At 73.7% G+C, this 24,943-nt stretch carries 30 protein-coding genes, 1 tRNA gene and 1 pseudogene; 12 read left to right on the top strand and 20 right to left on the bottom strand.

Annotated features, from left to right (window positions below; all coding sequences use genetic code 11):
- Window positions 1–42: 42 nt before the first annotated feature.
- A complete protein-coding gene (locus KPF22_RS27685; protein WP_208820655.1) occupies window positions 43–624 on the bottom strand; it encodes a superoxide dismutase family protein in 582 nt (193 codons plus the stop codon).
- Window positions 625–966: 342 nt separating this feature from the next.
- Here KPF22_RS27685 and KPF22_RS27680 point away from each other — a divergent pair.
- A tRNA-Lys gene (locus KPF22_RS27680) sits at window positions 967–1,039 on the top strand.
- A gap of 1,368 nt (window positions 1,040–2,407) precedes the next feature.
- Here KPF22_RS27680 and KPF22_RS33395 read toward each other — a convergent pair.
- Genes KPF22_RS33395 through KPF22_RS27665 form a run of 3 tightly spaced genes read right to left on the bottom strand, consistent with a single transcriptional unit; the run spans window position 2,408 to window position 4,115 of the window.
- A complete protein-coding gene (locus KPF22_RS33395) occupies window positions 2,408–3,196 on the bottom strand; it encodes a VOC family protein (protein WP_224403743.1) in 789 nt (262 codons plus the stop codon).
- Between the two features lie 53 nt (window positions 3,197–3,249).
- Window positions 3,250–3,660 (bottom strand): VOC family protein, encoded by a 411-nt coding sequence (locus KPF22_RS27670; protein WP_224403988.1) that lies wholly within the window; start codon window positions 3,658–3,660, stop codon window positions 3,250–3,252.
- A 5-nt stretch (window positions 3,661–3,665) separates the two neighbouring features.
- On the bottom strand, window positions 3,666–4,115 hold the full coding sequence (locus KPF22_RS27665) for a helix-turn-helix transcriptional regulator (RefSeq protein WP_224403742.1): 450 nt from the start codon (window positions 4,113–4,115) through the stop codon (window positions 3,666–3,668).
- A gap of 280 nt (window positions 4,116–4,395) precedes the next feature.
- On the opposite strand from KPF22_RS27665, the gene KPF22_RS27660 reads away from it, so the two are divergent.
- The gene (locus KPF22_RS27660) at window positions 4,396–4,710 is read left to right on the top strand and encodes a DUF1801 domain-containing protein (protein WP_308010477.1); all 315 of its coding nucleotides are present in this window, start codon (window positions 4,396–4,398) and stop codon (window positions 4,708–4,710) included.
- Between the two features lie 150 nt (window positions 4,711–4,860).
- Here KPF22_RS27660 and KPF22_RS27655 read toward each other — a convergent pair whose 3' ends face one another.
- Together KPF22_RS27655 and KPF22_RS27650 are read right to left on the bottom strand one after the other, a co-directional pair.
- A complete protein-coding gene (locus KPF22_RS27655) occupies window positions 4,861–6,123 on the bottom strand; it encodes a dicarboxylate/amino acid:cation symporter (RefSeq protein ID WP_224403741.1) in 1,263 nt (420 codons plus the stop codon).
- Between the two features lie 11 nt (window positions 6,124–6,134).
- A complete protein-coding gene (locus KPF22_RS27650) occupies window positions 6,135–6,872 on the bottom strand; it encodes a GntR family transcriptional regulator (RefSeq protein WP_224403740.1) in 738 nt (245 codons plus the stop codon).
- A 162-nt stretch (window positions 6,873–7,034) separates the two neighbouring features.
- On the opposite strand from KPF22_RS27650, the gene KPF22_RS27645 reads away from it, so the two are divergent.
- Together KPF22_RS27645 and KPF22_RS27640 are read left to right on the top strand one after the other, a co-directional pair.
- Window positions 7,035–7,559: a PadR family transcriptional regulator gene (locus KPF22_RS27645; protein WP_224403739.1), complete on the top strand. Its 525-nt coding sequence runs from the start codon at window positions 7,035–7,037 to the stop codon at window positions 7,557–7,559.
- The gene (locus tag KPF22_RS27640; protein WP_224403738.1) at window positions 7,552–8,559 is read left to right on the top strand and encodes a BtrH N-terminal domain-containing protein; all 1,008 of its coding nucleotides are present in this window, start codon (window positions 7,552–7,554) and stop codon (window positions 8,557–8,559) included. The genes KPF22_RS27645 and KPF22_RS27640 overlap by 8 nt, the downstream gene beginning before the upstream one ends.
- A 12-nt stretch (window positions 8,560–8,571) precedes the next feature.
- On the opposite strand, the gene KPF22_RS33390 is transcribed toward KPF22_RS27640, so the two are convergent.
- Window positions 8,572–9,810, bottom strand: coding sequence for a GNAT family N-acetyltransferase (locus KPF22_RS33390; RefSeq protein WP_308010476.1), 1,239 nt, complete (start codon window positions 9,808–9,810; stop codon window positions 8,572–8,574).
- On the opposite strand from KPF22_RS33390, the pseudogene KPF22_RS32435 reads away from it, so the two are divergent.
- The 3 genes and pseudogenes from KPF22_RS32435 to KPF22_RS27620 all read left to right on the top strand — a co-directional run.
- A pseudogene (locus KPF22_RS32435) lies at window positions 9,722–10,351 on the top strand (acetyltransferase); the annotation flags it as partial. The gene KPF22_RS33390 and the pseudogene KPF22_RS32435 overlap by 89 nt on opposite strands.
- 221 nt (window positions 10,352–10,572) lie before the next feature.
- Window positions 10,573–10,875, top strand: a complete 303-nt coding sequence (locus KPF22_RS32430) for a DUF664 domain-containing protein (protein ID WP_308010475.1) — start codon at window positions 10,573–10,575, stop codon at window positions 10,873–10,875.
- A 65-nt stretch (window positions 10,876–10,940) separates the two neighbouring features.
- Window positions 10,941–11,318, top strand: coding sequence for a VOC family protein (locus KPF22_RS27620; RefSeq protein ID WP_208826555.1), 378 nt, complete (start codon window positions 10,941–10,943; stop codon window positions 11,316–11,318).
- A gap of 82 nt (window positions 11,319–11,400) precedes the next feature.
- Here KPF22_RS27620 and KPF22_RS27615 read toward each other — a convergent pair whose 3' ends face one another.
- On the bottom strand, window positions 11,401–11,841 hold the full coding sequence (locus KPF22_RS27615) for an NUDIX hydrolase (RefSeq protein WP_224403737.1): 441 nt from the start codon (window positions 11,839–11,841) through the stop codon (window positions 11,401–11,403).
- A gap of 32 nt (window positions 11,842–11,873) precedes the next feature.
- On the opposite strand from KPF22_RS27615, the gene KPF22_RS27610 reads away from it, so the two are divergent.
- Window positions 11,874–12,227, top strand: coding sequence for a TraR/DksA C4-type zinc finger protein (locus KPF22_RS27610; RefSeq protein WP_224403736.1), 354 nt, complete (start codon window positions 11,874–11,876; stop codon window positions 12,225–12,227).
- Here the strand turns inward: KPF22_RS27610 and KPF22_RS27605 are convergent.
- From KPF22_RS27605 to KPF22_RS27580, 6 genes are all read right to left on the bottom strand, one after another.
- Window positions 12,187–12,426, bottom strand: a complete 240-nt coding sequence (locus tag KPF22_RS27605) for a hypothetical protein (protein WP_224403735.1) — start codon at window positions 12,424–12,426, stop codon at window positions 12,187–12,189. The two genes, KPF22_RS27610 and KPF22_RS27605, sit on opposite strands and share 41 nt — an antisense overlap.
- Complete coding sequence (locus tag KPF22_RS27600) at window positions 12,423–13,802, bottom strand: HAMP domain-containing sensor histidine kinase (RefSeq protein WP_208826549.1); 1,380 nt, start codon at window positions 13,800–13,802, stop codon at window positions 12,423–12,425. Before KPF22_RS27600 ends, KPF22_RS27605 begins: the two co-directional genes overlap by 4 nt.
- A 14-nt stretch (window positions 13,803–13,816) precedes the next feature.
- Window positions 13,817–14,563, bottom strand: a complete 747-nt coding sequence (locus KPF22_RS27595; protein ID WP_224403734.1) for a response regulator transcription factor — start codon at window positions 14,561–14,563, stop codon at window positions 13,817–13,819.
- Window positions 14,560–14,841 carry a hypothetical protein gene (locus tag KPF22_RS27590; protein WP_224403733.1) on the bottom strand — a complete coding sequence of 94 codons (282 nt, stop codon included), beginning with the start codon at window positions 14,839–14,841 and terminating at the stop codon, window positions 14,560–14,562. Before KPF22_RS27590 ends, KPF22_RS27595 begins: the two co-directional genes overlap by 4 nt.
- A gap of 39 nt (window positions 14,842–14,880) precedes the next feature.
- The gene (locus KPF22_RS27585) at window positions 14,881–15,306 is read right to left on the bottom strand and encodes a DUF4383 domain-containing protein (RefSeq protein WP_224403732.1); all 426 of its coding nucleotides are present in this window, start codon (window positions 15,304–15,306) and stop codon (window positions 14,881–14,883) included.
- 103 nt (window positions 15,307–15,409) lie between these two features.
- Complete coding sequence (locus tag KPF22_RS27580) at window positions 15,410–16,291, bottom strand: nicotianamine synthase family protein (RefSeq protein ID WP_224403731.1); 882 nt, start codon at window positions 16,289–16,291, stop codon at window positions 15,410–15,412.
- A gap of 117 nt (window positions 16,292–16,408) precedes the next feature.
- Between KPF22_RS27580 and KPF22_RS27575 the strand changes: the two genes are divergently transcribed.
- From KPF22_RS27575 to KPF22_RS27565, 3 genes are read left to right on the top strand one after another with little or no spacing between them, the layout of a single operon-like run.
- Window positions 16,409–16,738, top strand: a complete 330-nt coding sequence (locus KPF22_RS27575) for a multidrug efflux SMR transporter (RefSeq protein WP_062399751.1) — start codon at window positions 16,409–16,411, stop codon at window positions 16,736–16,738.
- Window positions 16,731–17,285, top strand: coding sequence for a TetR/AcrR family transcriptional regulator (locus KPF22_RS27570; RefSeq protein ID WP_224403730.1), 555 nt, complete (start codon window positions 16,731–16,733; stop codon window positions 17,283–17,285). The genes KPF22_RS27575 and KPF22_RS27570 overlap by 8 nt, the downstream gene beginning before the upstream one ends.
- A gap of 29 nt (window positions 17,286–17,314) precedes the next feature.
- The gene (locus KPF22_RS27565) at window positions 17,315–18,034 is read left to right on the top strand and encodes a metal-dependent transcriptional regulator (protein WP_224403729.1); all 720 of its coding nucleotides are present in this window, start codon (window positions 17,315–17,317) and stop codon (window positions 18,032–18,034) included.
- 25 nt (window positions 18,035–18,059) lie between these two features.
- On the opposite strand, the gene KPF22_RS27560 is transcribed toward KPF22_RS27565, so the two are convergent.
- The 3 genes from KPF22_RS27560 to KPF22_RS27550 form a co-directional block, all read right to left on the bottom strand.
- On the bottom strand, window positions 18,060–19,808 hold the full coding sequence (locus KPF22_RS27560) for a BCCT family transporter (protein WP_224403728.1): 1,749 nt from the start codon (window positions 19,806–19,808) through the stop codon (window positions 18,060–18,062).
- 141 nt (window positions 19,809–19,949) lie between these two features.
- Complete coding sequence (locus KPF22_RS27555; protein ID WP_178374752.1) at window positions 19,950–20,495, bottom strand: Dps family protein; 546 nt, start codon at window positions 20,493–20,495, stop codon at window positions 19,950–19,952.
- 35 nt (window positions 20,496–20,530) lie between these two features.
- Window positions 20,531–20,695, bottom strand: coding sequence for a hypothetical protein (locus KPF22_RS27550; protein ID WP_224403727.1), 165 nt, complete (start codon window positions 20,693–20,695; stop codon window positions 20,531–20,533).
- Window positions 20,696–20,794: 99 nt separating this feature from the next.
- Between KPF22_RS27550 and KPF22_RS27545 the strand changes: the two genes are divergently transcribed.
- Window positions 20,795–21,754 carry a ring-cleaving dioxygenase gene (locus tag KPF22_RS27545; RefSeq protein WP_224403726.1) on the top strand — a complete coding sequence of 320 codons (960 nt, stop codon included), beginning with the start codon at window positions 20,795–20,797 and terminating at the stop codon, window positions 21,752–21,754.
- Between the two features lie 18 nt (window positions 21,755–21,772).
- On the opposite strand, the gene KPF22_RS27540 is transcribed toward KPF22_RS27545, so the two are convergent.
- The 3 genes from KPF22_RS27540 to KPF22_RS27530 are packed head-to-tail and all read right to left on the bottom strand — an operon-like array spanning window position 21,773 to window position 24,890.
- Window positions 21,773–22,135 (bottom strand): STAS domain-containing protein, encoded by a 363-nt coding sequence (locus KPF22_RS27540; protein WP_208826535.1) that lies wholly within the window; start codon window positions 22,133–22,135, stop codon window positions 21,773–21,775.
- Window positions 22,132–23,244, bottom strand: a complete 1,113-nt coding sequence (locus KPF22_RS27535; protein WP_208826532.1) for a B12-binding domain-containing protein — start codon at window positions 23,242–23,244, stop codon at window positions 22,132–22,134. The genes KPF22_RS27540 and KPF22_RS27535 overlap by 4 nt, the downstream gene beginning before the upstream one ends.
- A complete protein-coding gene (locus tag KPF22_RS27530; protein WP_224403725.1) occupies window positions 23,241–24,890 on the bottom strand; it encodes a PP2C family protein-serine/threonine phosphatase in 1,650 nt (549 codons plus the stop codon). Before KPF22_RS27530 ends, KPF22_RS27535 begins: the two co-directional genes overlap by 4 nt.
- Window positions 24,891–24,943 lie beyond the last annotated feature (53 nt).

The raw sequence follows: 24,943 nt of genomic DNA, 5'->3' as shown, positions 1-24,943 counted from the left end.
CAGTGTCCCAGGCCGGCGTCGCGGCGCCGACCTGGGCGTCGGTCAGAAGTCGACGGTGACGCAGCCGGGGCGTCCGCCCGCGGTGCCGGCGTGCCCGGCGTGGGTGGCGGTCGGCTTCTCGTGAAGGACGACGGACTCCGCGCGCCGGTCGTCCGGGAAGACCCACGGGACGGTCGCGGTCGACTCGCCCGCGCCGTTCGCGTCGGTGGTGACGTCGAGCCAGATCTCGTTCATCGGGTTGGCGTAGGACGGGTCGACGCTCGGCGTCACCGGGTCCTCGGAGAACTGGTAGTGCGGGCCCGCGTCGGCGCCGGAGGCCGCGGTGCAGGGCTTCGTGTGCGCATGCGCCCCGTAGGTGCGGTTCGGCTGCAGACCGGTCACCTTCAGGACGGTGACGGTCGAGCCGTCCTGCTCCGCGCTGGTGACCTCGACGGTCGAGCCGGCCGGGACCAGCGCGGCGTCGTAGGTGTGGGCGGGTCCCTCGCCGCCCTGGGCAAACGTTGCGGAGACCCGGGTCGCGGCGCTCTGCGGCTGCTCGTCCCCGCCGCTGCCGCCGCAGGCGGTGAGGACGAGCGCAGCGGCGCCGAGCAGGGCGATCGAGGCTACGGAGCGTACGTGGATCATGTCGACGATGATCGTTCGTCGGGCCGGGGTGGGCACTGCGAGAACGGACATCGAGGCAGGTTCCACCGGTTCGTGTGGCGGCCACGCCCGGTTCCCGTACCTCCCCGCAGGCGGCCCCGCGGCCCGCACGTGCCCGCGACGCCGCCCGCCCCGCCCGGGAACCGCTCTGTGACAGCGGATCCGGTCGTTCGAGGGAGCGACGCGGTGAGCGACACCCGACACGGTGATGGTGTCGCGACGACGAGATGCCCGGTTGCGGAGGGTAAGGTGGCGTCCGGTTCGCCACGACCGGCCGGGGGTAACCGGTGGCGGGCCGGGCCCGGGGTGTCCGGGGGCGGTCAGGGGCCTCTAGCTCAATCGGCAGAGCAGCGGACTTTTAATCCGCGGGTTCGGGGTTCGATCCCCCGGGGGCCCACACAATCCGCAGGTGAGAGCGATGTGTCCGGCTCGCCTTCAAGATCAGAGTACGCTTTTGGGACAGTTTTCGTGTCCTCGGCGAACATGTCCTCCAGGACGTCGGCGGTCTGACGGTCGGTGAGCCGCCGCCCGCGATGGCGGTCCTGGGCCATGCTGATCTTCGCGTGACCGAGCTGGTCGCTGATCTTTCGGAAGGGACGTGCGAGTCGTCAAGGCGCCGCCTGCGGCGGCGCAGGCCGGCTACGCCGCTTCGCCCACTACACCTCCCGCCCGTCCGCGGCGTCGGGGCAGGCTGTCCGGCCCTGCTCCGTGATGGACCCCTGAACGATCCCGGCGGCCCGGTCGTTGACGTGGCACATCTCGACGCGGTTGTTCATCCCCGAGGCGTCGCCTTGTTCAGTCCGTCGTCCGGGGCCTTGCTTCGGCGGCAACGTCGTGTCGACCCCGGGAACGACGAGGCGGCGTACACACGCACCGGAGCCGGTCGGCCGTGTGGTTGGGGACGCCCAAGAGTGGATGGCCAACCCTCAGGAGCAGCGGAGAGAGCGGTCCTGCTCGGCGACTGCGATCAGGGCGTCACCGGGGGCAGGATCACCGCAGAGACGGACTTCGGAAGAGGGGCTTGACGCGAGCGGCAGCGATACCTACCTTCTCACTCGAACTTGGACGGCCTGAACGCCAGAGGGACGGCGAAGGATCGAGACGAGCGGGAGGGTGATCATTAGAGAAGCCTCCGGACATCTGGATCAGTAGAATCTGTCTCTGTGAAAGCGGGGCCCAGCCATCAGGCTGGGCCCCGCTTCACGTCATGGGGCTTGGCCGGGGCCTGGCCCTTCTGTGCTGCGCCCGAAGGCCCGGACCACGCGGGTGGCGACCGGGTGGCTGGCGTGAGTGCCACCCACAGGTCGACGGTGTCATCAAGCGGGGCCAGTCGCGTTCGAGTCCGCCCGGCGGTCTGGGTGGAGTGTCGGACGCCTCCGGCGGCCGGGCTCCGCCCGAACCCGACACCGCTCGGAGATCAAGGGAAGCCGGCAGGGCTGGTGACCTCCTCGCGGCGCGCCGAGATGGCAGCCGGACCGGGGAGCGACGAGCCCGCGCCCCGAGGAGATCACCAGCAGGCCGGGCATGTGGGGAGAAGCCCCCGCGGGCGGCCCCGGTCTGGGCGACCGTGCGCCCGGAGTAGTAGTCCGGGGTCATCGAGATCGTGGCGTGCCCGAGCTGGTCGGCGGCCCGGCGCGCGGTGGGGGCGGCCTCGGCCAGGAGGGTCGCCACGGTCGTGCGATAGACGTGGGAGGCCACCACTCGTACCCGGCGTCGCGTTCGAGCTCTGTTCTGCCACGCGCTCGCGTGTTGCACCGGGCCGTGGTCACGCCGGCGCGGTGATCTTCCAGTGGAAGCCATCGGGGTCGGTGAACAGGGCGACGTGGTCGCCTTCGTCGGTTCGGGTCGCCGGCCTCGCGATGGTGCCCCCGGCGGCGTCTGCGGCTTTGAGAAGGCTGTCCAGGTCGTCTCTGGAGGCGGCGGTGTGGGTGAGCACGGCGGCGGAGAAACCGTCGCCGTGCTCGTCGACGCCGGCATCCTTGGCGAGGGCTTTGCGCGGGAGAAGGCCCAGGCGGCACACCCCGGGGGCGATGGTGAAGTCGATGAACGTGTCGCCGTAGTCCCTCTCGACACGCATGCCCAGCGCCTCGTAGAACGTCTTGGCTGCCGTCGGCTTGGTCACGCCGAGGTAGATCGCCGTCTCGGAGGGCGCGATCGGATCAGGAACAGGGCGGGTGTTCTTCTTCGTGGCCGCTGCCAGCTTCCACAGCGCGCCGTCCGGTGCCCGGTACACCGCGGTGAACTCGCCGAAGAGCTTCTTCTTGGCGGGTTTGACGACGGTGGCGCCGTTCGCGGTGGCGAGGTCGAGCAGGGCTTCGACCTCGTCGGGCTGGTTGACGATGGCCGACAGGACGTAGCCGCGGAACCCTGACGTCGCCGGGTCTGTGCCGGCTTCACCGGCAAGCTCGCCGATCGGCCGGAAGGTGAGCCGGCCGGTGCCGTGCAGGTCCAGGCCGTCGCCGGTGGTCGTAGGTGAGAACGCGGTGCTGTAGAAGGAGTTCGCCGTCTGCGGGTGCGCGGTGCCGAGCGCGATGATGTCGAGTGAGAGTGCCACGTGGATGACTCCTTGGAACCCAGCCGTACGGTGCTTGCGGCGGGCCTGCCGGGTCAGGGCAGCTGGTTGATCCGGACGAGGTTGCCGGCGGGGTCGCGGAAGGCGCAGTCCCGGACGCCGTAGTCCTGATCGGTGGGCTCTTGCACGACGTCCGCCCCGGTTGCTTCGAGCCGTTCGAAGAGGCCGTCGAGATCGTCCGAGGCCAGGGTGATCGCGGCGTAGGTGCCCTTGGCGATGAGTTCGAGGATGGTGCTGCGCTCGTCGTCGGTGATACCGGGGTCGACGGCCGGGGGGTGCAGCACGATCGAGGTGTCCGGCTTCCCGGCCGGGCCGACGGTGATCCAGCGCATGTCCTGGTAGCCGACGTCCTCACGCACTTCGAAACCGAGTGCATCGCGATAGAACCCCAGCGCGGCTTCGGCATCGGTGTGCGGGAGGAAGGCGTAGTGAATGGTGATGTCCATGCCACTCACGCTAGATCCGGCTGCGGAGGTTCAGCTTCTCGAATCCTGATCGGTCTGGTGACCTGCTTGGCGAGGCACGGCGGGATACCTTCGGCGGCTCGGGAGTGGTCGCGGCGGTAGACGCTCGGCGGCACGCCCACCAGCTCGGTGAACCTGGTGCTGAACGTCCCCAGCGACGAGGAGCCCACCGCGAAGCACACCTCGGTGACGGTGAGGTCCCCGCGACGCAACAGCGTCATCGCGCGCTCGACCCGCCGGGTCATCAGGTATGCGTAGGGCGATTCCCCGTAGATCCGGCGGAACTCCCTGCTCAGGTGGCCGGCGGACATGTTCGCGCCGCGGGCGAGGGCCTCGAGCTTCAGCGGTTGGGCGTACTCACGGTCGATCCGGTCCCGGACCCGGCGGATCACCACGATGTCCCGCAACCGCTGCGCCTGCGCGCGACCAGGAGCCACCTCGGCATCGTCGCATCCACGGGCCGGCCGCCCGTACCTCGATATCGATCACGATTCGAGAAGCCCCGCCGCCGCCGACCTCCGTAGCGTTCGTCCACACAGCACACAGCCCCCGACCACAGGAGAGAGCCGAGATGGGATCCACGTCCGACGAGACCACCGCCGACGACAGTTGGGGGTTCACCGAGCAGGAGCGTGTCGCCATGCGGGAACGCGCGGCCGAGCTGAGGACGCAGGCGGGCCGGGGCCGGGCAACAAGGCGGCCGCCGACGAGGCCGACGTGCTGTCGAAGATCGAGGGCATGGCCGATCCGGACCGAGCGATCGCCGCACGCATCCACGCCATCGTCACCAGCAGCGCCCCGGGCTTGTCACCGAAGCTCTGGTACGGCCAGCCAGCCTATGCACGGAAGGGGAAGGTCGTGTGCTTCTTCCGTAGCGGCCACGACGACAAAGAACGCTACTCGACCTTCGGCTTCACCCCCGAGGCCGGCCTCGACGACGGCGGCCTGTGGCCCACCTCGTTCGCCGTGACCGCGCTGAACGACGACGCCACGAATACTGTCGCCGCACTCGTCGAGAAGGCCGCAGGCTGACGCCGCCCCCCCCCGGATGGCGTCCGCCCGGCGGGTCGAACGCCCTCCCGGCCCGGGTGAGGTCGCTGCCGGGGGCGTATCGGACTGCGGAGCAGGTCCGGCCTCTGACCGACATGACTGCCGAGGCCCGCGAACGCGTCGTCCCGCCGGTCAGGCTCCCGAGCCGCTCCCGACCGCCGTCTCCACGGGATCCTCGGCGCGCGCACCGTCGTAGACGTCCCGGTCGATCTCCCCGTCGGGGTGCGCGACGAGCATCGCCACCAGGGTGTCGGCGTTGACGTTGAGGAACGTCCGCAGGATCCCGGTGAACCAGTCGACGGCGATGAGCAGCCCGGTGGCCGCGGGCGGCAGCCCGAGGGTGGTGGCGAGGAACAGGGCCACGACGGGGAACCCGCCCGGCACGGTGATCGTGCCCATGTTGAGCAGGATCGCGAGGACCATCCCGAACACGATCTGCCCGGCGGACAGGTCGACGCCCCCGGCCTGGGCGAGGAACAGCACGACGATCGTGTAGTTGAGGACGGCGCCGTAGGACCCCATGGTCAGCCCCACCGACAGTGTGAAGTTGGCGACCCGCGGGCTCACGCCGACCTTCTCGATCGTGGTGCGCAGGACGGTGGGGTAGGTGACGGCCGAGCTCGTCGTCGTGACCGCGACGGCGGTCTGCTCCGCGAGCTTGCGGGGCAGGCGCGCGGGGTTGAGCCGGGTGCGCGCGGCGACGATCGCCACGAACAGCACGGTGAGCACGACGACGCCCAGCAGGTTGGTGCCGAGGTAGGCCAGTGCCGACCCGACCACGGCGAAGCCGATGCGGCCGGACAGGTCGGCGAGCAGTGCGAAGACCCCGATCGGCGCGACGTACATGACCAGCCGGATGAGGGTGAGCAGGACCTGCTGCAGCTGCCCGACGACGTCGAGGACGAGTGCGTTGCCCGTCGCGTGGACGTGCCGGTTGAGGGCGACGCCGAACAGCAGCGAGAACAGGATGATCGGGACCATCGCCGCCTCGGCCATCGACTCGACGACGTTGGTGGTGAAGAAGCCCAGGACCGTGTCCTGCCAGCTCTCCGGGGCCGCCGCGGGCGGCAGCGCGGCGTCCGGCGCGGCCGTCGCGACCATGCCGGCGCCCGGGCGGAACAGGAGCCCGAGCGCGACCGCGACCACCGCGGCCACGACCGACAGGCCGATCATCCAGGCGAAGGTCCGCAGCGCGAGCCGGCCGGTGCCGGACCCGGTCATCGACCCGCAGGCCGCGATCACCGAGGTCATGACCAGCGGCACGATCGCCATCTGGACGAGCCGGATGAAGGCGTCGCCGACGACCTTCAGGTTGCCGGCCCACTCGCCGGCGACCAGACCGAACACGATCCCGGCGACCGCGGCGAGCGCGATCAGGACGGCGGGATGCTTCATCGCGGCGAGTCTCATGAGGTCCTCACGTCGAGGGTGGCCGGGCCGCGGCGGCGGCCCCGGGTGTCGGTGGCGAGCAGGGCGCGGCCGGCGCGTTCGGTGACGATCTCCAGCGAGGCGCCCATGTGCTGGTGCAGCAGGTGGCGCGCGGTGTCGAGCCGTCCGGCGAGGACCGCCTCGGCGACGGCGACGTGCTCGGCGACGGCCGCCTCGACGCGGCCGGGGAGCACGTAGTCGTTCATCCGCACCCGCCGGATCCGGCGGTGCACGTCGGCCAGCACCGCGACGAGCTCGGGGTTGCCCGACGCCGCGAGCAGCGTGCTGTGGAACCGTTCGTCCTCCAGCACGAAGCCCGGGCCCGCCGCGGGCGGCTCCTCGAGCATCCGGTGCCAGCGGGCCAGCTCCGCCCGGAGTGCTCCGGCGTCGTGCACGGTGCCCGGGTTCTCCCGGCACCGGTCGATCCCGCGCAGCTCGACCGCGATGCGGACCTCCCAGAGGTCACGCACCCCCGCCAGGTCGGGGACGACGACCGAGTAGCCGTAGTCCTCCTCGCGCTGCAGGAGACCGTCGGCGACGAGCCGGCCGAGGGCCTCGCGGACCGGGGTGCGGGAGATGCCGAACCGCGCGGCGAGCTTCGGTTCGGTCAGGCGGGTGCCCGCGCCGATGTCGCCGTTGACGACGTCGTCCCGCAGCACGGCGTAGACGCGTTCGCGCAGCGGCGGCGTCCCCGCCTCGTCGACGGCACTCGACATCGACAAGCCTCCTCACCTGCTGTGTCCAGGGCTGGATACAGCAGGTGGAGACGCTAGGAGCGGCACGTTGCGGCGGCGTCTCGCGCCGGTGTCGTCGTGTTTCGCACGGGGAGGTCGCACGCGAGGCGGTCCGGAGCGCTATTCCAGTGCTAGAATACAGTCGTGGAGCTGACCCTCGGCGAGCTGGTCGTCCTCGGGACCCTGGCCGAGCGCCCGCGCCACGGCTACGACATCGAGCAGGTCGTCGAGCAGCGCGGTGTCCGCCGCTGGACCGACATCGGCTTCTCCTCGATCTACTACCTGCTCGACAAGCTGACCGCCCGCGGCCTGGCCGCGGCCGACGACGACCGCCCCTCCCCGAAGGCCCGCCGCGTCGTGCGCATCACCGACCGGGGGCGCCGTACCGCGGCCGCCGACGTCCGCGAGCTGCTCGCCGACGCCGGGGTCCCCGCCCGCTCCTTCGTCGCCGGCCTCGCCCACGCGGGCCTGCTCCCCGCACACGAGGTCGACGCGGCGCTCCGGACCCGGCTGGTCGGCCTCGACGCCCGCATCGACGCGGTCGCCGCCGCTCGGTCCGCGCAGGAGCCACTCCCGTCGGAGGCGCGCGACGTCTTCTCGTTCTCCCTGTCCCAGCTCCGTGCGGAGAGGTCGTGGCTCGCCGAGCGGGTCCAGGTGTCCGATGAGTGATGCATCCACCGGCGTCCCGGCCACGGGGGGCGTCCACTGCGAGACGACGACGCTCGGCGCGCTCCTCGGGCACGCCGGCGTTCATCTCACCGAACCGGTGCTGTTCGGGCTCGGCTCCGGGCTGTCGTTCGTGTACTGGGACTCGAAGCGGCAGTCGGTGCCGTTCCTGGGCGGGCGGGTCAAGCCCTTCGAGCTGACCCGGACCCTCGCCCGCCGTCTCGGCCTCGACCTGCGGGTGCAGGAGACCTCGTCCGCCCGCCGGGGGTGGGACCAGGTGCGCACTCTCGTCGACGACGGCGTGCCCGTCGGGCTGCAGCTCGACAGCCACGACCTGGACTACTTCGGCTCCCGGGTCCACTTCGCGGGCCACGTCGTCGCCCTCCTCGGCTACGACGAGGAGTCCGCGTACCTCCTCGACACCGCGCAGCAGGGCGGCCGGGTCAGCACGAGCCTGGAGAGCCTGGCCCGGGCGCGCGCCGCACGCGGGCCGATGTCCGCACCGCACCGGTCGTTCACCCTCGGGCGGCTCCGGGAACCGGTCGACCCCGTCCCCGCGATCGTGCCGGCGATCGTGGAGTGCGCCGAGGCGTTCCTGCACCCGCCGATCGCCAACATCGGGCACCGCGGCATCCGGACGACGGCGACGCGCGCCCCGTCCTGGCTCGGCCGCGTCGAGGACCCGCCCCGGGACCTGCCGCAGATGGCGATGCTCATGGAACGGGCCGGCACCGGCGGGGCGCTGTTCCGCAACCTGTACCGCGACTTCCTCACCGCCTGCCTGCCGCTGCTCGACGACGCCGGCCCGGGTGCGCGGGTCGCTTCGGTCGAACAGGGCCGGGACCTGTTCGCCGAGTCGGCGACGCTGTGGACCGGCGTCGCCGGACTCGTCGAGCGGGCGGGGCTCGAGGAGGACCCGGCCGCCCTGACCGAGGCCGCCGGGCTGCTGCTGCGGATCGCGGACGTGGAGACCGCGGCGATGACCACGCTCCGGTCGCTCTGAGCCGGCCGGAGGTCAGCCGGGGGACCGACCCCGCCCGCTACCCCGGCGCTTCGCCATGTGGACCAGCGCGTAGGTCCCCGCGTCGGTCCGGTGGGTCTCCCGGAACCCGAGCCGGTCGTAGAGCCGCAGGTTCGTGACGCTGTGCTCGCCGGTGAACAGCTCGATCACCGACACGCCGTCGTCGAGCTGCTCCTCGGCGTGGCGGAGCAGGCCCGACCCCAGACCCTCGCCCTGCCGGTCCGGAGCGACCACCAGCCGGCTCACGACGGCGGTGCTCCCCGACCGGGTGATCCGTACGGCGGCGACCAGCCGGCCGTCGTCGCGGACACCCCAGGCGGTCACCGACCCGTCGGCCAGCTGCTCGCGGATCTCCGCCAGGTGCTCGGTGAGCGGCGGCAGGTCGATGTCCTCGTGTGCCCGGGCCTCCGGCACGTAGGCCGCCCGCTGCAGGGTCAGGACCTCGCCGGCGTCGGCGGGCCGGAGGCGGACCGTCCGTGCCCGCGTGCGGTGGCTGCGGAGCTCCTGCGGCCGGGGTGCGTCGAGCAGCGCGCGCAGCTCGTGGAGCGCCTCGGCCGGGTCGGGCCGGTCGTCGCCGAGGACGTCGCGGGCGGCGCCGAGACCGGCGTCGTCCACGAGCCCCTTCTCGCCCAGGACCCACGCACCCCGCCCGGCCATGACGGCGTGCGCGGCCTGGGCGGTGGCGCGGGTCATCATGCCGAGCGCGAGGGTCCGGTCGCCCCGGCGGACGTGCTGCTCGGCGATCGTCAGCGAGAACGCGGCATTCCAGCGCCAGCGTTCCTGCGCCGCCCCGCGCAGGGCCGCGGGGTAGGCGACGGCCGGCAGCCGCCCGGCGAGCACCCGGTTCACGGCGATCTCGCCGAGCGGGGTGTACGTGGGCAGCCCGGCGAGATGACCCTCGACCTGGTCGATCTCGAACCGGCCGTGGTCGGCGTCGGCACGCCAGGCGTCGACGACGTCGAGGTCGCGCAGCAGCACGTCCACCGGTTCGCCCTCGACGGTCAGCCACGCCCCGCCGTTGACGATGCGTCCCCACTCGCCCGGCTGCGCGACGTGCCCGGCGAAGCCGAGGCGCCCGAGCGCCCGGGCATCGAACCCGCCGCGGTAGTAGACGCCGAGGTCCCAGTCGCTGTCCGGCCGGTGGGTGCCCCGGGCCCGGCTGCCGCCCAGCGACACGGCGAGCACCCCGGGCAACGCGACGAGCCGCGGCAGGAGGACGTCCAGGACGGTCACGGGGCGATCGTCGACGGCGCCGGCTCCGGTGTCGACCGTGATCCGGGCCGCCGCCCGTCGCGGACACCGGCCCGCGACGGGCGAACCCGGTCGACACCGCTGCGATCCTGTCCCGGTGAGCAGCTCCCCGACCGTCCGCACGGCCACCCCCGCCGACCATCCGGAGCTCGTCCGCATCTGGCGTCGCGCGGTCGAGGCGACGCACACCTTCCTCACCCCGGCCGACGTCGACGAGATCGAGCACGAGGTCCGGACGGCGGCCCTGCCCGCCCTCGCGGTCACCGTCGCCCAGCGGGACGACGGCACGCCGGTCGGCTGGATCGGGGTGCACGGCGGCCGGGTGGAGGCCCTGTTCGTCGATCCCTCGGCGCACCGTCTCGGCGTCGGTTCCATGCTGCTGGCGACGGCCACCGACGGACTCGCACAGGTGGAGCTGGACGTGAACGAGCAGAACCCGTCCGCGCTGGCCTTCTACGAGCGCCACGGGTTCGTCCGGACCGGACGGTCCGACCGCGACGGTCGGGGGCGCCCGTTCCCGCTGCTGCACCTGCGCAGGGACCCGTCCCGCCTCCCCGAGCCCACCGACCCGGCCCCCTCCACGACCGCCCTCCTGCTCACCTACGTCGACTTCTTCCGGGCCCGCGTCCTCGCCAAGTACGCCGAGCTCTCCTCGCCCGACCGCACGACCAGCCGCCTCCCGACCGACTGGTCGCCCGCCGAGCTCGTGCACCACCTGTGCTGCATGGAGCGCCGCTGGCTGGAGTGGGGCTTCGTCGACGCCGACCTCCCGGACCCTGGGCCGACCACGTCGACGGCCGGTGGCAGCTCCCACCCGGTGTCACCGCCGACGGGCTCGCGGACGCGCTCGCGGCGCAGGGCAGGCGCACCCGCGAGATCGCGGAGTCGGTGGGGGCCGGCGCGGTCGGGCTGCCGAGCGCCCGCTGGCGCGGTGCCGCCCCCGGGACGATCGAGCGGACGCTGCTGCACGTCGTGCAGGAGTACGCCCGTCACCTGGGGCACCTCGACATCGTCGTCGAGCTCGCGACCGGTGCTGTGGGGGAGTAGACCGATGAGCCCGGGGCCCCGGCGCGGTCACCACTTCCGACAGGCTCCGCACGGAAGGACACGACATGCCCCGCACCGGTCCCGTCCTCGGCGTCCTCGCCGGGCTCCCCACCTCGGACATCGACCGCGGCATCGCCTGGTTGAGCGTCGTGCTCGGCGAGGAGCCGAGTGCCCGTCCCATGCCGGTGCTCGCCGACTGGTACCTCGACCCGGCCGGCACGGTCCAGCTGGTGCTGGATCCCGACCGTGCCGGGGGCGGACTGCTGACGCTGCAGGTCGACGACATCACCGCGGTCGCGGGACGGTTGCAATCCGCCGGCATCGCGCTCGAGGTCGACGCGACCTCGTCGGCGAGGGTCGCGTTCGGCACCGCCACCGATCCGGACGGCAACGCGGTGACCCTCGTCGAGGCGAAGCCCGGCTTCGCGCCGCAGGGAGGATGACCGCCGTCCCCCGCCGATCGATCAGTACACGGGTGTCGTCGACGCCCGCCCGGACAGTGATCCCGCACTGATCGACGGGGGCTCAGTGCGCGACGCGGTGCAGGTCCCAGCCGTCGAGGGCGACGCCCGGAGAACGCCAGGCGTGCCGGACGGCGGCGGTGTGGGCGAACACCGGTCCGGGCAGGTCGTCCGGGTCGGCCCAGGTCCAGGTGTCGATCGCGTGCGGTTCGGTCACCCGCAGCTCCGCCCCGGCGGGCGCGGGCACGTGCACCGCGAAGGTCACCCCCGCGCCGTCGAGCCGGACGCACACCGCGAACAGGGTCCCGGCCGCCGCGACGACGCCGGTCTCCTCCGCCAGCTCCCGCAGCGCGGCCGCGACGACCGGCTCCCCGCCCTCCAGGTGCCCACCCGGGAACGACCAGCTCGGGGTCTCCCCGGCGGTGACGCGGTGCCCGACGGCGACGGCGCCGTCGTCGCGCTGGAGGACGACACCGACACCGGACTTCGGACGCGACAGGGCCACCACGACAGTCTGCCGGGGCGCATCCTGGTCCCGTGGACCCCACCGCCCTGGCCGCCGCCCGCACCCACGCCCGTGAGTGGGTGGCGTCGCTGCGCCGGGAGCTGGACGCCCTCGCCGATCAGCAGGCCCTGACCAGCCATGACGACGAGCACGACCCCGAGGGCGTCACCATCGCCGTGCAGCGCGCGCAGCTGCAGGGCCTGCTCGCCGCGGCGGAGCGCGAGTGCGGGGACCTCGACCGGGCGGCCGACCGGATGGCGGACGGCGACTACGGGCGGTGCAGCGTCTGCGGCGGTCCGATCGCCCCGGAGCGGTTGGAGGCGCTGCCCGCCGCGGACACCTGCATCAGCTGTGCGTCGGACCCGCGCCGGCGCCGCCGCCGGTAGCCGGCTGCCCGGCGGCTGTGCGCTGCGGCGGGGGCACGGTGCCGGGATCGGGGGTGTGTGGCGGGAGCACGGTCACCGTCGGGGTCGGCGACGGCGTCCCGGTGGCCGGGTCCAGCGGCTCCGGCTCGTCCTCCAGGGTCACCCCGCACCCGGCGACGACCAGCAGCCCCAGCAGCGCGATGCACAGCCGTGTCCTCATGCCTGCACCCCCGGCAGCTCGACGACGACCCGGGTGCCGCCGCCGGGTCGTTCCTCCACCCACACCCGGCCGTCGTGCCGGCGCACGTGCGCGGCGACCAGGGACAGGCCGAGACCGGTGCCTCCGCCGTCGCCGCGGCTGCCGGCCAGGGTGCCACGGGCGAACCGCTCGAACACCGCCAGCCGCTGTTCGGGCGGGATGCCGGGGCCCGCGTCGTCGACCTCGATCCGGGCGTACCGGCCCCGGGGCGCGACGCCGATCCGCCGCGCGCCGCCGCCGTGCGCGTCGGCGTTGTCCAGGAGGTTGCCCAGGATCTGGTCGAGGCGGCGGCGGTCGACCCGCACGGTCACCGGCTCCGGGGCGTCGACCTCGGGGACGTGCTCCCCGCCGCGGACCGCGACGAGCCCGCGGACCAGCGCGCCGAGCTCGCCGTCCTCGCGCTGCAGGGTGTCGCTGCGGGAGATCTCCAGCAGGTCCAGGACCATCCGGCGGAAGCGCTGGATCTCGCCGTCGAGCAGCTCGACCGCCTCCCGCGCGGTCGGTGCGAGCTCGTCGCGCCGCCGGGTCAGCACCGCGGCCGCGTTCACCAGCGTCGTCAGCGGCGACCGCAGCTCGTGCGAGACGTCCGCGGCGAACCGGGCGTCGCGCGACACCCGCTGCTCCAGGTCGTCGGCGGTCCGGTTGAAGGTCGCGACGAGCGGGGCGAGCTCGGCGTCGGTGCTCGACGGCAGCCGCGCGGTCAGGTCGCCCCCGGCGATCCGTGCCGCGGCCCGGGTCACGGCGGTGAGCGGCAGCAGCGCGCGCCGCCCGGCCCACTGGCCCAGCGCGAGCCCGAGCAGGGCACTCACCGCGACCCCGGTGAACAGCACGACGCTGAGGAACCTCAGATTGGCGTCGAGCCGCTGCATCGGGAAGACCTCGACGAACACGTCGCCGCCCGGCATCGGCGCCGCGACGACGACGCTCGGCATCCCCGCCACCATCACCCGCTGCCGCGCCCCGGTCCCGTTCTCCGCCAGCGCCAGCACACCCGCCGGCAGCAGGTCGGGGTCGACCTCGCGGCCGCTGGTCGTCCAGGCGCCGTCGCGGCGCAGCGCGACCGTGGTGTCCGGGGTGCCCGCGAGGCCGGTCAACAGGTCGTCGAGCCCGCCGACGTCGGCGGTGTCGGCCATCGCCCGCTCGACGAGCTGGAGGTTCACCGCGAGCTGCCGGGTCGCGCTCTCCACCCGCTGCTCCACCAGGTAGTACGACGCGAGGTTCCAGGTGACCGTCGCGAACAGCCCGGTCACCACCAGCGACACCCCGGCGAACGCGACGCCGATCCGGTGCCGCAGCGGAAGCCGGCCCAGCGGCAGTCGGTCCAGCACGGACCGCATCCTGCCGCGCCCGCTCACCCGCCGCGGCCCGAGGCGGGGGCGGCGCCCGGCAGCGCGGCGTCCGGTCCGGCGTCGCCGACCTTGTATCCGGCGCCGCGCACGGTCAGCACGAGGACCGGCCGGTCCGGGTCGAGCTCGACCTTGCGCCGCAGCCGTCGCACATGGACGTCCAGCAGTCGGGTGTCGCCGTGGTACTCGTAGCCCCACACCCGCGACAGCAGCTCGTCGCGGGTCACGATCCGCCCGCCCGCCGCGGCGAGCTCGGCGAACAGCCGGAACTCGGTGCGGGTCAGGTGCACCGGGGCGCCGTCGCGGAGCACGGTGCCCTCGTCCGGTCGCAGCTCGACATCGCCGACGGTGATCCGGCGCGGTGCCGCCGGGGTCGGACGTCGCCGGCGCAGCAGCGCCCGGATGCGGGCGGCCAGCTCCCCGGCCACCAGGGGCTTGGTGACGTAGTCGTCGGCGCCCGCCTCCAGCCCGGCGATGACGTCGGCGGAGTCGGAGCGCGCGGTCACCATGATGATCGGCAGGTCACCGGTCTCGCGCAGCCGCCGGCAGACGGTGAGGCCGTCGATGCCCGGCAGCATGAGGTCCAGCAGCACGAGGTCGACGCCCGGGCGGGCGGCACTGACCAGGGCCTGCTCGCCGGTGTGGACCGCGTCGACATCGACGCCCTCGTCGCCCAGGGCGAGGCCGAGCGAGCGCCCGATCCGGACGTCGTCGTCGACCAGCAGCACCCGGGTCCGGCCCTGTTCGCTCATGATGACGGCGATTCCACCGGATCCGGACCGCTCCCGTCGACCCCGGCGCCGGGCCCGGCGTGATCGTCAGGCGATCGCAAGCCCGACGCGTGCGTGACGGCGGCGCCGCAGCGCCAGCAGGTCTGCGGCGGCCCGCCGTCGTCGGTGGGCGAGGGCATCGCCCCGCAGTCCGGGCAGAGCCGGTCCAGCCAGCACACCGGGTCGCCGACCTCGGCCTCGTGGCCGTGGTCGGGGTGTCGTCCGGTGACCGGGGCCCCGGCGGACGGTGTGTCGGACACACCGCCATCGGACCACGGGGGTCACGCCCCGTCCAGGTCTCAGGCCGCGGCTGTCCCGCGGCGGGCCGGGCGCACCACGGGACGGCCGCGCAGCAATGTCGCGCAGCCGACCATCGTGACGGCGACGACCACCAGGGCCGCGCCCACGGTGTCCAGGGCGACGGCGGCGCTCAGGAGCGCGACGGCGCCACCGGCCACGAGCACCACCCGCGACGCGGCACCGGAGCGCGCCGAGGCCAGTCCGGCCACGCCGGTGACGAGGTGCAGCACGTTATGCAGCACCGACACCGGCAGCAGCCCGGCCAGCACCGCGGTACCCGCACCGGGCAGCACGGCGAGTTCACCGGAGGTCACGCCCGGCACGAATCCCAGGGCTCCGACCAGCAGGAACGCCGCGGCGAACGCCGCCGCGACCGGCTGTACCGGGGTGTAGGGCCGGGAGAACCCGCCCGTCGTCCGCATCATGTCCCGACCTCCTCGGTCCGTCGTCATCCGGCGCGTCGCTGCGCCCCTCGTCGGGGTCCGGTTGCCCGGCCGGAGGTGCTCCGAACCGCGGGAGCGACGCACCTCACGTGGCGGCGCGGGCCACCAGGACGGAGTTGACGACGTCGGTGCGCGGGTGCACCTCGAGGAGTACGTCGAGTGCAGGCAGGTCGGCCGGGACGATCTCCGGGTAGAGCAGGGTCCGCAGCCCGGCGGCGGACCGCACGAGCAGGGTCGTGCCGGGCCCGGTCGCGCTGGTCAGCCGGGCGGTGATGGCGGCCTTGGCGGCGGCGTCCGGACCGACCAGTGCCCCGACGAGCACGAGGTCGGCCCGGCCCAGCTCGCCGGCGAGCGCGGGGGACAGCTGCGGGTCGTCGAGATCGGCGACCAGGCTGCGGACCCGCCCGTCCGCCCCGAGGGCTGCGGTGACCGCGTCCCCCGCGGCGACGGCCGCCCGGTCCCGGTCGACGTGCAGCACCTGCGCGCCGTGCCCGGTGGCCAGGACCAGGCCGGTCAGCGGCAGGGGCCCCGACCCGAGCACGACGACGCGCCGCGGCGCGGCCAGCCCGACGGCGGTCAGCGCGGCGAGCTCCAGCCGGACGAGGTCGTGGTAGTTGCCCAGATAGGGGAACCGGTCCAGCTCGGCCCGCGGGTCGGGGGCGGCGGCGATCCGGCGCGCCCAGTGGTTCTCCATGTGGCCCTCGCCCGTCGCGGCGAGGGTCCGCAGGGCGTCCGAGTGCGGGGCGACCTGCGCCAGGACGCCCTCGGTGCAGCCGGCGGGCGGGAAGCAGCAGAGCCCGACGAGCTCGCCGAACGCGGCGTCGGTGTCCGGGGCGGGGCGCAGGTCGGTGCGCTCCAGGCGTCGTCGCAGGTCCACGAGGCGGGTCGCGACGGCGGCGACGGAGTCGCGGGGACGGCGGGGTGCGGGGAAACCGGGCGCGGTCGTCCGACTGCTCTGCGTGGTCACGATGATCCACCGTAAGCCAATGACAACCATTTCGTGCTCGGTCGTCCGGGTGGCGGGAAAGCTGAGCGAACGCTCTACAATGTGGAAGGGAACGGACAGAGGGGGAGGAGTCCGGCGATGTGGGGTTGGCTCGCGCTCGCGATCGGCGCCGAGGTCACCGGAACGGTGGCGCTGCGGTTCTCGCAGGGTTTCAGCAGGCTGGTGCCGTCGATGATCACGGTGGTGGGCTACGGACTGGCGTTCTGGTCGCTGTCCCAGGCACTCGGCCGGGGGATGGCGCTCGGGATCGCCTACGGAACCTGGGCCGCGGCCGGGGTGGCGCTCGTCGCGCTGATCGGGGTGTTCTTCCTCGGTGAGTCGTTGACGTGGGTCCAGCTCGGCGGGATCGCGCTCGTCATCGCCGGGGTGCTCGCCCTGGAGCTGGGCGGCGCGACCGCGCATGCCTGACGCGATCGGCCGGGACACCCCCGGGGCCGACGGTCGTCGCCGCCGCGGGGACCGGCGCCGCCGCGAGCTGGTCGGGGCCACGTTGCGGCTGGTCGGCGCGGGCGGGGTCGCGGCGGTCAGCCAGCGCGCGGTCGCCGCGGAGGCCGGCGTGCCGCCCAGCGCGGTCTTCTACTACCACCGCAGTGTCGACGCGCTGCTGGTCGCGACGCTCACCGCGGTCAACGACCGCTGGATCGCCCGGCTCGACGCGGTCACCGTCCCGGGCGACCTCGTCGCGCTGGTCGAGGACTGCGTCCGTCAGGAACGGGTCACCGCGATCGCCGAGTACGAGCTGTTCCTGCTGGCCGCGCGGCGCCCGGATCTGCGCGGTGAGCTGGACCGCTGGGACGTCGCGCTCGCCGCGGCCGCCGCCCGGCTCCTGCCCGACGACGCCGACCGGCGTGCGCTGCTGGCCGCCGCGGTCAACGGGCTCACCCTGAGCGGTGCCCTCGGCTCGCCGGTCGACCCCGCCCTCCTGACCCGGCTCTGCGCGGCCGGGACCGCCTGAGCCACCGTCGCCGGGATACCGTGGTGGGCATGAGCGCGGAGCGCCTCTCGGAGTCCGTGGAGAACTACCTGAAGACCATCTTCCTGCTCTCGGAGCGGTGGGAGGGGTCGGTCGGGGTCTCCGCGCTGGCCGAGCGGCTGCGGGTCTCGTCGCCGTCGGCGTCGGGGATGGTGCGCAAGCTCGTCGACGCCGGGCTGGTCGACCACGCCCGCTACGCCGGGATCACGCTCACCGCCGCCGGGCGGGCGTCCGCGCTCGCCGTGGTGCGCAGGCACCGGCTGCTGGAGATGTTCCTGGTCACCGAGCTGGACCTGGCGTGGGACGAGGTGCACGAGGAGGCCGAGGCGCTCGAGCACGCCGTCTCCGACCGGCTGCTCGACCGGATCGACACCCGGCTCGGGCACCCGCGGTTCGACCCGCACGGCGACCCCATCCCGGCCCGTGACGGCACGATGCCCGTGGTCCACGCCCGCCGGCTGCCGGACCTGCGCTACGGCGAGGGCGGCACCCTGGTGCGCGTCGACGACACCGACCCCGAGGTGCTCCGTTTCCTCGACGCGCACGACGTCCGGCTCGGCGACCGGGTGGACCTGCTGGCCCGCAAGCCCTTCGAGGGGCCGTTCGTGGTGCGGCTGCGCCGCTCCCGCGAGCAGGCCCGACCCGCCCCGGGCGAGGCCGAGCACGAGTGGGGCCCGACGCTCGCGATGGCCCTGTGGGTGGGCGCCGCCGAGGGGGCCGGCTCGGACTGAGCCGGCCCCGCCCGGGCGTCGCGGGTCAGTCCTGGTCGCGGCGGGGACGCTCCCCGCCGGAGTCCGGCGGCGCGGCCCGGGTCGTGGCGAACTCGGCCACCGCCGTCTCCGAGAGCAGCGGGTCGTGGGTCTCGGGCCCGGTGTCGGAGCCGGTGATCCCCTCCCCGTTCTCCGACGACGACGTGCTCCGCCTGCTGCTCTCGCGCAGCCCCTGGGCCGGTGACGGCTCGACCGGCAGCGCGACGACGAACCGCTCGTCGCGCAGGGCCCGGGTCAGCCCGACGGCCATCAGGACCAGCACGATCCCCAGCGGGAGACCGGCCACGATCGACGCCGTCTGCAGCGCCGAGAGCGCATCGGTGCCGGCGACCGCGCCCGCGGTGAGCAGTACCGCCGCGATCACGCCTTCCAGCACCGCCCAGAACAGCCGCTGCTGCCAGCGCGGGTTCGGGTCGCCGCCGTTGGTGAGGATGTCGACGACCAGCGAGCCGGAGTCCGACGAGGTCGCGAAGAACAGAACGACCACGAAGATCGTCAGCAGCGACGCCAGCAGGACCACGAACTCGGGCACCGGCAGCTGGGCGAGCAGCACGTAGATGGCGGTCTCGGGTGCCGCCTCGGCGAGCGGGTCGGCCGGGTCGGCCTGCACGAGCTCCAGCGCGCTGTCACCGAAGACGGTCAGCCACACCAACGCGCCGACCGGTGCGAACAGGCAGCCGGCGACGAAGTTGCGGATGGTGCGGCCGTAGGAGATCCGGGCCAGGAACATGCCGACGAACGGCGACCACGAGATCCACCAGCCCCAGTAGAACAGCGTCCACGAGCTCTGCCACTCCGCCGCGGTGCCGTTGCCGCCGTCGGTGAAGGTCTCGAACGACAGGCCGGGCACCTCCTGGACGTAGGTGCCGATGTTGGAGGCGAGGCTGTTGAGCAGGTCACGGGTGGGGCCGAAGAAGAACACGAACAGCATCAGCGCGAGCGCCAGCCACAGGTTGATCAGCGCCAGGCGCCGGATGCCCTTGTCGAGCCCGAGCATCAGCGAGGTGATCGCGATCGCGGTGATGGCCGCGATCAGCACGACCTGCAGCGTGGTCGTGTTCTCCCAGCCGAAGACGGCGTCGAGACCGGCCGCGACCTGCTGCGCGCCGATGCCCAGCGAGGTGGCCAGGCCGAACAGCGTGCCGAACACCGCGATGACGTCGACGAGGTAGCCGGGCCAGCCGTTGATCCGGTCCTTCAGGATCGGGTACAGGGCGGCCGCCGGGCGCAGCGGCAGGCCCTTGCGGAAGGCGAAGTAGCCCAGCGACAGGCCGAGCACGATGTAGATCGCCCACGGGTGCAGGCCCCAGTGGAAGAACGTGTAGAGCATCGCGTTCCGCGCGGCCTCGGGCGACGAGCCGTCCCCGGTGGGCGGCGCGGTGAAGTGCGAGATCGGCTCGGACACCGCGTAGAACACCAGGCCGATACCCATGCCCGCGGTGAACAGCATCGCGAACCAGGAGACCGTGCCGTACTCCGGCGTCGAGTCCGACGGACCGAGCTTCACCCGTCCGTACCGCGAGGCCATCAGCACGATCACGAAGACCAGGAAGCCGGTCGCGGAGAAGATGTAGAGCCAGCCGAGTGTGTCCGTGATCCAGGCGTTCACCGAGTCCGCGACCGACCCGAGCGATGCCGGGGAGAGGACCCCCCACGACACGAACGCCACCGCCAGGAGGGCCGAGGTGACGAAGACGGGAGGACTGGTGTGCTCCCGTAGGTATCGGACGATCACTGGTTCCCCCTCGACGTGGATGTGCGACGCCGACACCTATCACGATTCGACCATTCCGGTCATATCGGACGAGTGCACGACGAAGGCCCGGACCCGCACGACGGCGGGACCGGGCCTCGGGGGCCGAACGGGCCGGGTGGGTCAGCGCGCGGCGTCGGCCGCGCCCGCCTCACCCGTGTTGCCCTGCGTGTTCAGCGAACCGTCGGCGTTCTCCAGGTGCGCCCGGACGAACCACTGGTACTGCTCCAGCTCGCCGGCCTGGGCGATGAGCATGTCCTCGGTCACCGGGTCGAGCGCGCCGACCTTCTCGATCTGGGTGCGGTGGTCGGAGATGACCCCGGTGTAGACCACGTCGAGCGCGCCGAGGTGGGCGATCGCCTGGTCGCGGCCGATGGAGTAGTCGTCCCAGGTGCGGTCCTTGACCAGCGCGCCGGGGGTGCCGTTGGGCGAGCCGCCCAGGGTCGCGATGCGCTCGGCGACGTCGTCGACGAACCCGCGGACCGCGTCCACCTGCGGGTCGAGCATCTCGTGCACCGCGATGAAGTTCGGGCCGATGACGTTCCAGTGCACGTGCTTGAGCGTGAGCTGGAGGTCGTTCAGGGCGTGCAGACGGTGCTGCAGGATGTCGACGACCTGCTCGGCGTCTCCGCGCTCGAGGCCGGGGACGGTGTAACGGATCGTGGCCATGGTTCTGTGCAGTCCTTCCGTGACGGGTGGGTGGTTCAGGACGCCGCAGTGCGGGGGTCGTCTTCCGCGACGGGCTGGGCGTCGAGGTGGACGCCGTCGCCGTCGGGGGTCTCGTCGACCGGGGTGTCGCTCTGCTCGGTCGGGACCGGGTGACTCGTGCGCTCGTCCTGACCGCGCTGGTCCTTCTCGGGCGTCGTCATGACGACCGGGTACCCCGGTCGGGCGGGTTTCATGTCCGGCGTCGGCGACCCCGGGAACGGGTATCCGGTGGGGGAGCGACCACCCCGAGGAGCGATGCGATGACCCCCGGAACGACCGTCACCCCGCACGGGCTGCACCACGTCACGGCGATCGCCGGGGACCCGCAGCGCAACGTGGACTTCTACACCACCGTGCTCGGCCTGCGGCTGGTGAAGCGGACCGTGAACTTCGACGCGCCCGAGGTCCACCACCTCTACTACGGCGACGAGGCGGGCCGTCCCGCCACCATCCTGACGTTCTTCCCGTGGCCCGGCGTCGAGCCCGGCCGGCAGGGCGCCGGCCTGACGACCGCCACCGCGTTCGGCGTGCCGCCGGAGTCGCTGGGCTGGTGGCAGACCCACCTCGCCGCGCTCGGCGTCGATGCCGACACCCCCCGCACCCGGGACGCGTCGTCGGGGGCCGAGGAGGTCCTGACCCTGCGCGATCCCGACGGGCTGGTGATCGACCTCGTCGCCGCGCCCGGCGACACCCGCTCGGGCTGGGACGGCGCCGGCGACGTGCCCGCCGAGCACGCGGTACGCGGTCTGCACGCGGTGACGCTGTCCGAGGCGGACCTCGAACCGACCCAGCGGATGCTCACCGACCTCGGCATGGCCCACACCGGCGACGACGGCGCCCGCAGCCGCTTCCGCACCACGGGGGACACCGCGACGGTCGTGGACGTGCTCGGCGGTGTCGACGGGCACGGGGTGCAGGCCGGCGGGACGGTGCACCACATCGCGTTCCGGGTGGCGGACCGGGCGACCCAGCAGCAGTGGCGCACCGAGCTGGTGGCCCGCGGCCTGGAGGTCACCGAGATCCTCGACCGGCAGTACTTCACCTCGATCTACTTCCGCGAGCCCGGCGGTGTGCTGTTCGAGATCGCCACCGACGAGCCCGGCTTCACCGTCGACGAGCCGCTGCTCGAACTCGGCCGCGCGCTGAAGCTGCCGCCGTGGCTGGAGCCGGACCGGGCGACGATCGAGGCGAACCTGCCCGCGCTGCGCGACCGGGGGTGACCGCGGGGGCCGCCCGGCTCAGGTGTCGAGCCGCTGCTCGCGTGCCGGCCCGTCGGCTCCGGTGAGGTGCTCCAGGGTGTTGGTGACGCGCAGCAGCCGCTCCAGCGCACCGACACGGTTGTCGAGGTGCAGCTCGACGCCTGCGGCCCGGGTCCGCCTGCGGATCATCAGCAGCGACGACAGACCGTAGGAGTCGCAGTACCCGATCCGGGCGCAGTCGATCCGCAGCTCACGCAGGCCGGGCCGGTCCGTCAGCAGCACGGCGACGGCGTCGGTGAGCGCGTCGGAGGTGGCGTAGTCGAGGTCACCGGCCGGCGCCACCGTCGCGAGGTCCGGCGCGGGGCTGGTCCAGGTGAGGGACAGCTCTCGCGGGTCACTCATGCGGGCCTTCCGGTTCGGTGCAGTGTCGTGGAGTCGGCGCCCTCGGCGACGGCGCCGGCCGGGACGGGGGTGTCCGCGCCTCCGGTGAGCGCCGGGGACGTGGTCGCGCGCCGCAGCAGCTCCGACGCCCGGGTGAAGTCGCGCAGCTCGTCGCCGAGCAGGTCCAGGACGGGCCGCAGGACGGCCACCGGCACCGACCGGGCCTCGAGCACCTCGGCGGTCCAGCCGAGGAAGTGCTCGAACAGCTCCGCGTCACCGGTGTAGAGCGCCACGGACAGGAAGTCGACGATGTGCCGGACGTCCTCGGCGGTGTGCCGGCGCTGGTCGTCGTCGTATCCGGCCATCGCCGGGACACGCTCGGGCAGGCGGTCCAGCACCGTGGCGACCAGCCGCGGGGCACTGCGGGTGACCAGGGTGTACTCCTGGTCGGACAGGTGCGGCAGGTCGTCCATCGGCTGGGCGTGCGGGTGCGCCGGGGCGGGCAGCCCGTCGGCGAGGGTCTCGGCGGCGGTCCGCGCGTCCGGGGCCCAGGCGTCGGCGCCGAGCAGGCGGGCGTAGCGGCCGTCCGTGCCGAACGCCCGGCCGCCGACGATCACCGGGACACCCGCGGCCTGGCAGGCCGTGATCGTCGCGTGCGCGGTCGGCAGCCGGGTCGCGATCGACGACGACAGCGCCACCGCGTCCGGGCCGGTCCGGTGCAGGTGGGTGACCAGGTGCGCCGCGGGGACCTGCGCACCCAGGTAGTCGACGGTGAACCCGCGCAGCCGCAGCACCTCGGCCAGCAGCCGGGCGGGCAGCGCGTGCCACTCGCCGTCGACGCAGGCCACGGTCACCCGGCCGCGCTCGCCGCCGTGCCGCCCGCTGGTCAGCGACAGCGTGCTGATCACGCGCTCGTTGATCGCGGTCGCGGCGTGCTCCTGGGCGACGGAGAGGCGGTTGGCCGCCCACTCGAGCCCGACCCGCTGCTGCACCGCGCCGATCACCTCGAGCAGCACGGCCTCGGGTTCCAGGCCGTCCCGCAGCGCGTCGACGACGACGTCGACCGCGCTGTACTCGTCGCCCCGCAGCACCGCGTCCCAGAGCAGGTCGGTGTAGCGCCCGGCCGTCATGCGGTGTACCTGCCCCGGCCCGACCCACCCACCGCGGTCAGGTGCCGGCCGCGCGGAGCGGTGACCGCCAGGACGGCCATGTCGTCGTGGGAGTTGCGCCCCACCCACTCGGTGGCGAGCATCTGCACCCGTTCGACGACGGCCTCGGCCGGCATCCCGGCGCACTCGGCGGCCGCGCGGCGCAGGCGCTCCTCGCCGAACTGGTCGCGCCCGAGCGGGCCGCCCTGGGCCTCGGTGATGCCGTCGGTGAACATCAGGCAGGTCTCGCCGGGCCCGAGCCGGGTCTCCCAGGTCGACGCGTGGATCTCGGGCAGCGCCCCGACCAGCGTGCCGAGCGTCGCGGCCTCCTCGACGCGGCCGTCGGCGCGGATGATCAGCGGCGGCGGATGGCCCGCGCAGGTGATCCGCAGGCGCACGTCGGCCCCGCTGCGCGACACCGACGCCAGCACCAGCGTCACGAAGCGGGCATGGTCGTCGGAGAGCAGCGCGTTGTTGAGCAGGTGCAGCAGCCGCAGGTGGTCGTCGGCCATCGGCAGCAGCGCGTGCACCGCGCTGCGGATCTTGCCGGTGAGCACGGCGGCCTCCAGGCCCTTGCCGCACACGTCCCCGAGCACGGCGAGGGTCTCGTCGGAGCCCTCCGCGCCGGGGTGGACGTCGTAGAAGTCGCCGCCGACCCGCTCGGAGTCCTGCGCGGGCCGGTAGCCGCCGGCGAACTCGACCCCCGAGACGTGCTGCAGCGACGGCGGCAGCAGGTCGCGCATCAGGGTCTCGGTGATCGAGGCCTGCTGGGCGAACATGCGGGCCGCGGACATCGCGAGACCGGACCGGGCGGCGAACTCGCGGGCGGTCGCCTCCTCGCCCTCGCTGAACGGCCCGGTGTCGGCGCGGCGCAGGAGCACGATGGCGCCGGCCGGGATGCCGTGCCCCGGCAGCGGGGTGACGACGATCGAGCCGACCTCGCCGAACCCGTCGGGCGTCACCCAGGCGGGGGCCACGGCAGGGTCGATCCAGCGCGACGGGACCGGCGGGAAGCCCTGCAGGGCCTCGGCCAGGCCGGGGACCTCGTCCGGGTCGATGCGCAGTGTCCGGTGCCGGACGGGGCCGTCGGTGACGGCGTCGACGACCTGGAACTGCCCGCGGGTGCCCGGGGTCATCACGAGCGCCCCGTCGGCCAGTCTGCCCACGGCGAGCTGGGCGGTGACCTCCATGCAGCGCCCCAGGTTCAGCGAGCCCAGGAGCGCGGCCGAGGCCTCGGACAGGAAAGCGGCGCGGGCCTGCTCCAGGTGCAGCTCGTCGCGGATGGACCGGACGTCGGTGACGTCGATCAGCCACCAGGTGACCGAGCCGTCCTCGTGCCGGACGGGCTGGGCCTCCAGCGCGCGGCCGTCGACGATGTCGGAGAACGCGGTGGGGACGCCGCGGTCGGCGCCACCCGCGGTGGCCAGCCACGGGGCGACCCGCGACAGCGGGTCCCCGGTACGGGCCCGGGGGAGCAGCGCGCGTGCTGCTCCGTTGGCCTGCAGCACGGTGCCGTCGGCGCCGACGGTGAGCGCGGCGCATGGCGCATCGGCCCAGCGCCGGTCGACCACGGGCGACGCGTCCGGTAGCACGGTCGCGTCGCCGGTCGTCGGCTCCAGTTCGGTCACATCAGCTCCTGGCCCCTGGCGGGCCGGTCGTCGGCGCCCGGGGAGACCCGGGG

Origin of the sequence: Pseudonocardia sp. ICBG1034, assembly GCF_020131375.1 — a bacterium.
GTDB lineage: Bacteria > Actinomycetota > Actinomycetes > Mycobacteriales > Pseudonocardiaceae > Pseudonocardia > Pseudonocardia alni.
This window is presented reverse-complemented; position numbering and strand designations above follow the sequence as displayed.

Coding starts and splice junctions, on each gene's coding strand:
- KPF22_RS27685 (WP_208820655.1), bottom strand. CDS start 624: ATGATCCACGTACGCTCCGTAGCCTCGATCGCCCTGCTCGGCGCCGCT.
- KPF22_RS27670 (WP_224403988.1), bottom strand. CDS start 3,660: ATGGACATCACCATTCACTACGCCTTCCTCCCGCACACCGATGCCGAA.
- KPF22_RS27655 (WP_224403741.1), bottom strand. CDS start 6,123: ATGAAGCATCCCGCCGTCCTGATCGCGCTCGCCGCGGTCGCCGGGATC.
- KPF22_RS27650 (WP_224403740.1), bottom strand. CDS start 6,872: ATGTCGAGTGCCGTCGACGAGGCGGGGACGCCGCCGCTGCGCGAACGC.
- KPF22_RS27640 (WP_224403738.1), top strand. CDS start 7,552: ATGAGTGATGCATCCACCGGCGTCCCGGCCACGGGGGGCGTCCACTGC.
- KPF22_RS27620 (WP_208826555.1), top strand. CDS start 10,941: ATGCCCCGCACCGGTCCCGTCCTCGGCGTCCTCGCCGGGCTCCCCACC.
- KPF22_RS27605 (WP_224403735.1), bottom strand. CDS start 12,426: ATGAGGACACGGCTGTGCATCGCGCTGCTGGGGCTGCTGGTCGTCGCC.
- KPF22_RS27600 (WP_208826549.1), bottom strand. CDS start 13,802: ATGCGGTCCGTGCTGGACCGACTGCCGCTGGGCCGGCTTCCGCTGCGG.
- KPF22_RS27595 (WP_224403734.1), bottom strand. CDS start 14,563: ATGAGCGAACAGGGCCGGACCCGGGTGCTGCTGGTCGACGACGACGTC.
- KPF22_RS27585 (WP_224403732.1), bottom strand. CDS start 15,306: ATGATGCGGACGACGGGCGGGTTCTCCCGGCCCTACACCCCGGTACAG.
- KPF22_RS27575 (WP_062399751.1), top strand. CDS start 16,409: ATGTGGGGTTGGCTCGCGCTCGCGATCGGCGCCGAGGTCACCGGAACG.
- KPF22_RS27570 (WP_224403730.1), top strand. CDS start 16,731: ATGCCTGACGCGATCGGCCGGGACACCCCCGGGGCCGACGGTCGTCGC.
- KPF22_RS27565 (WP_224403729.1), top strand. CDS start 17,315: ATGAGCGCGGAGCGCCTCTCGGAGTCCGTGGAGAACTACCTGAAGACC.
- KPF22_RS27555 (WP_178374752.1), bottom strand. CDS start 20,495: ATGGCCACGATCCGTTACACCGTCCCCGGCCTCGAGCGCGGAGACGCC.
- KPF22_RS27550 (WP_224403727.1), bottom strand. CDS start 20,695: ATGACGACGCCCGAGAAGGACCAGCGCGGTCAGGACGAGCGCACGAGT.
- KPF22_RS27545 (WP_224403726.1), top strand. CDS start 20,795: ATGACCCCCGGAACGACCGTCACCCCGCACGGGCTGCACCACGTCACG.
- KPF22_RS27540 (WP_208826535.1), bottom strand. CDS start 22,135: ATGAGTGACCCGCGAGAGCTGTCCCTCACCTGGACCAGCCCCGCGCCG.
- KPF22_RS27535 (WP_208826532.1), bottom strand. CDS start 23,244: ATGACGGCCGGGCGCTACACCGACCTGCTCTGGGACGCGGTGCTGCGG.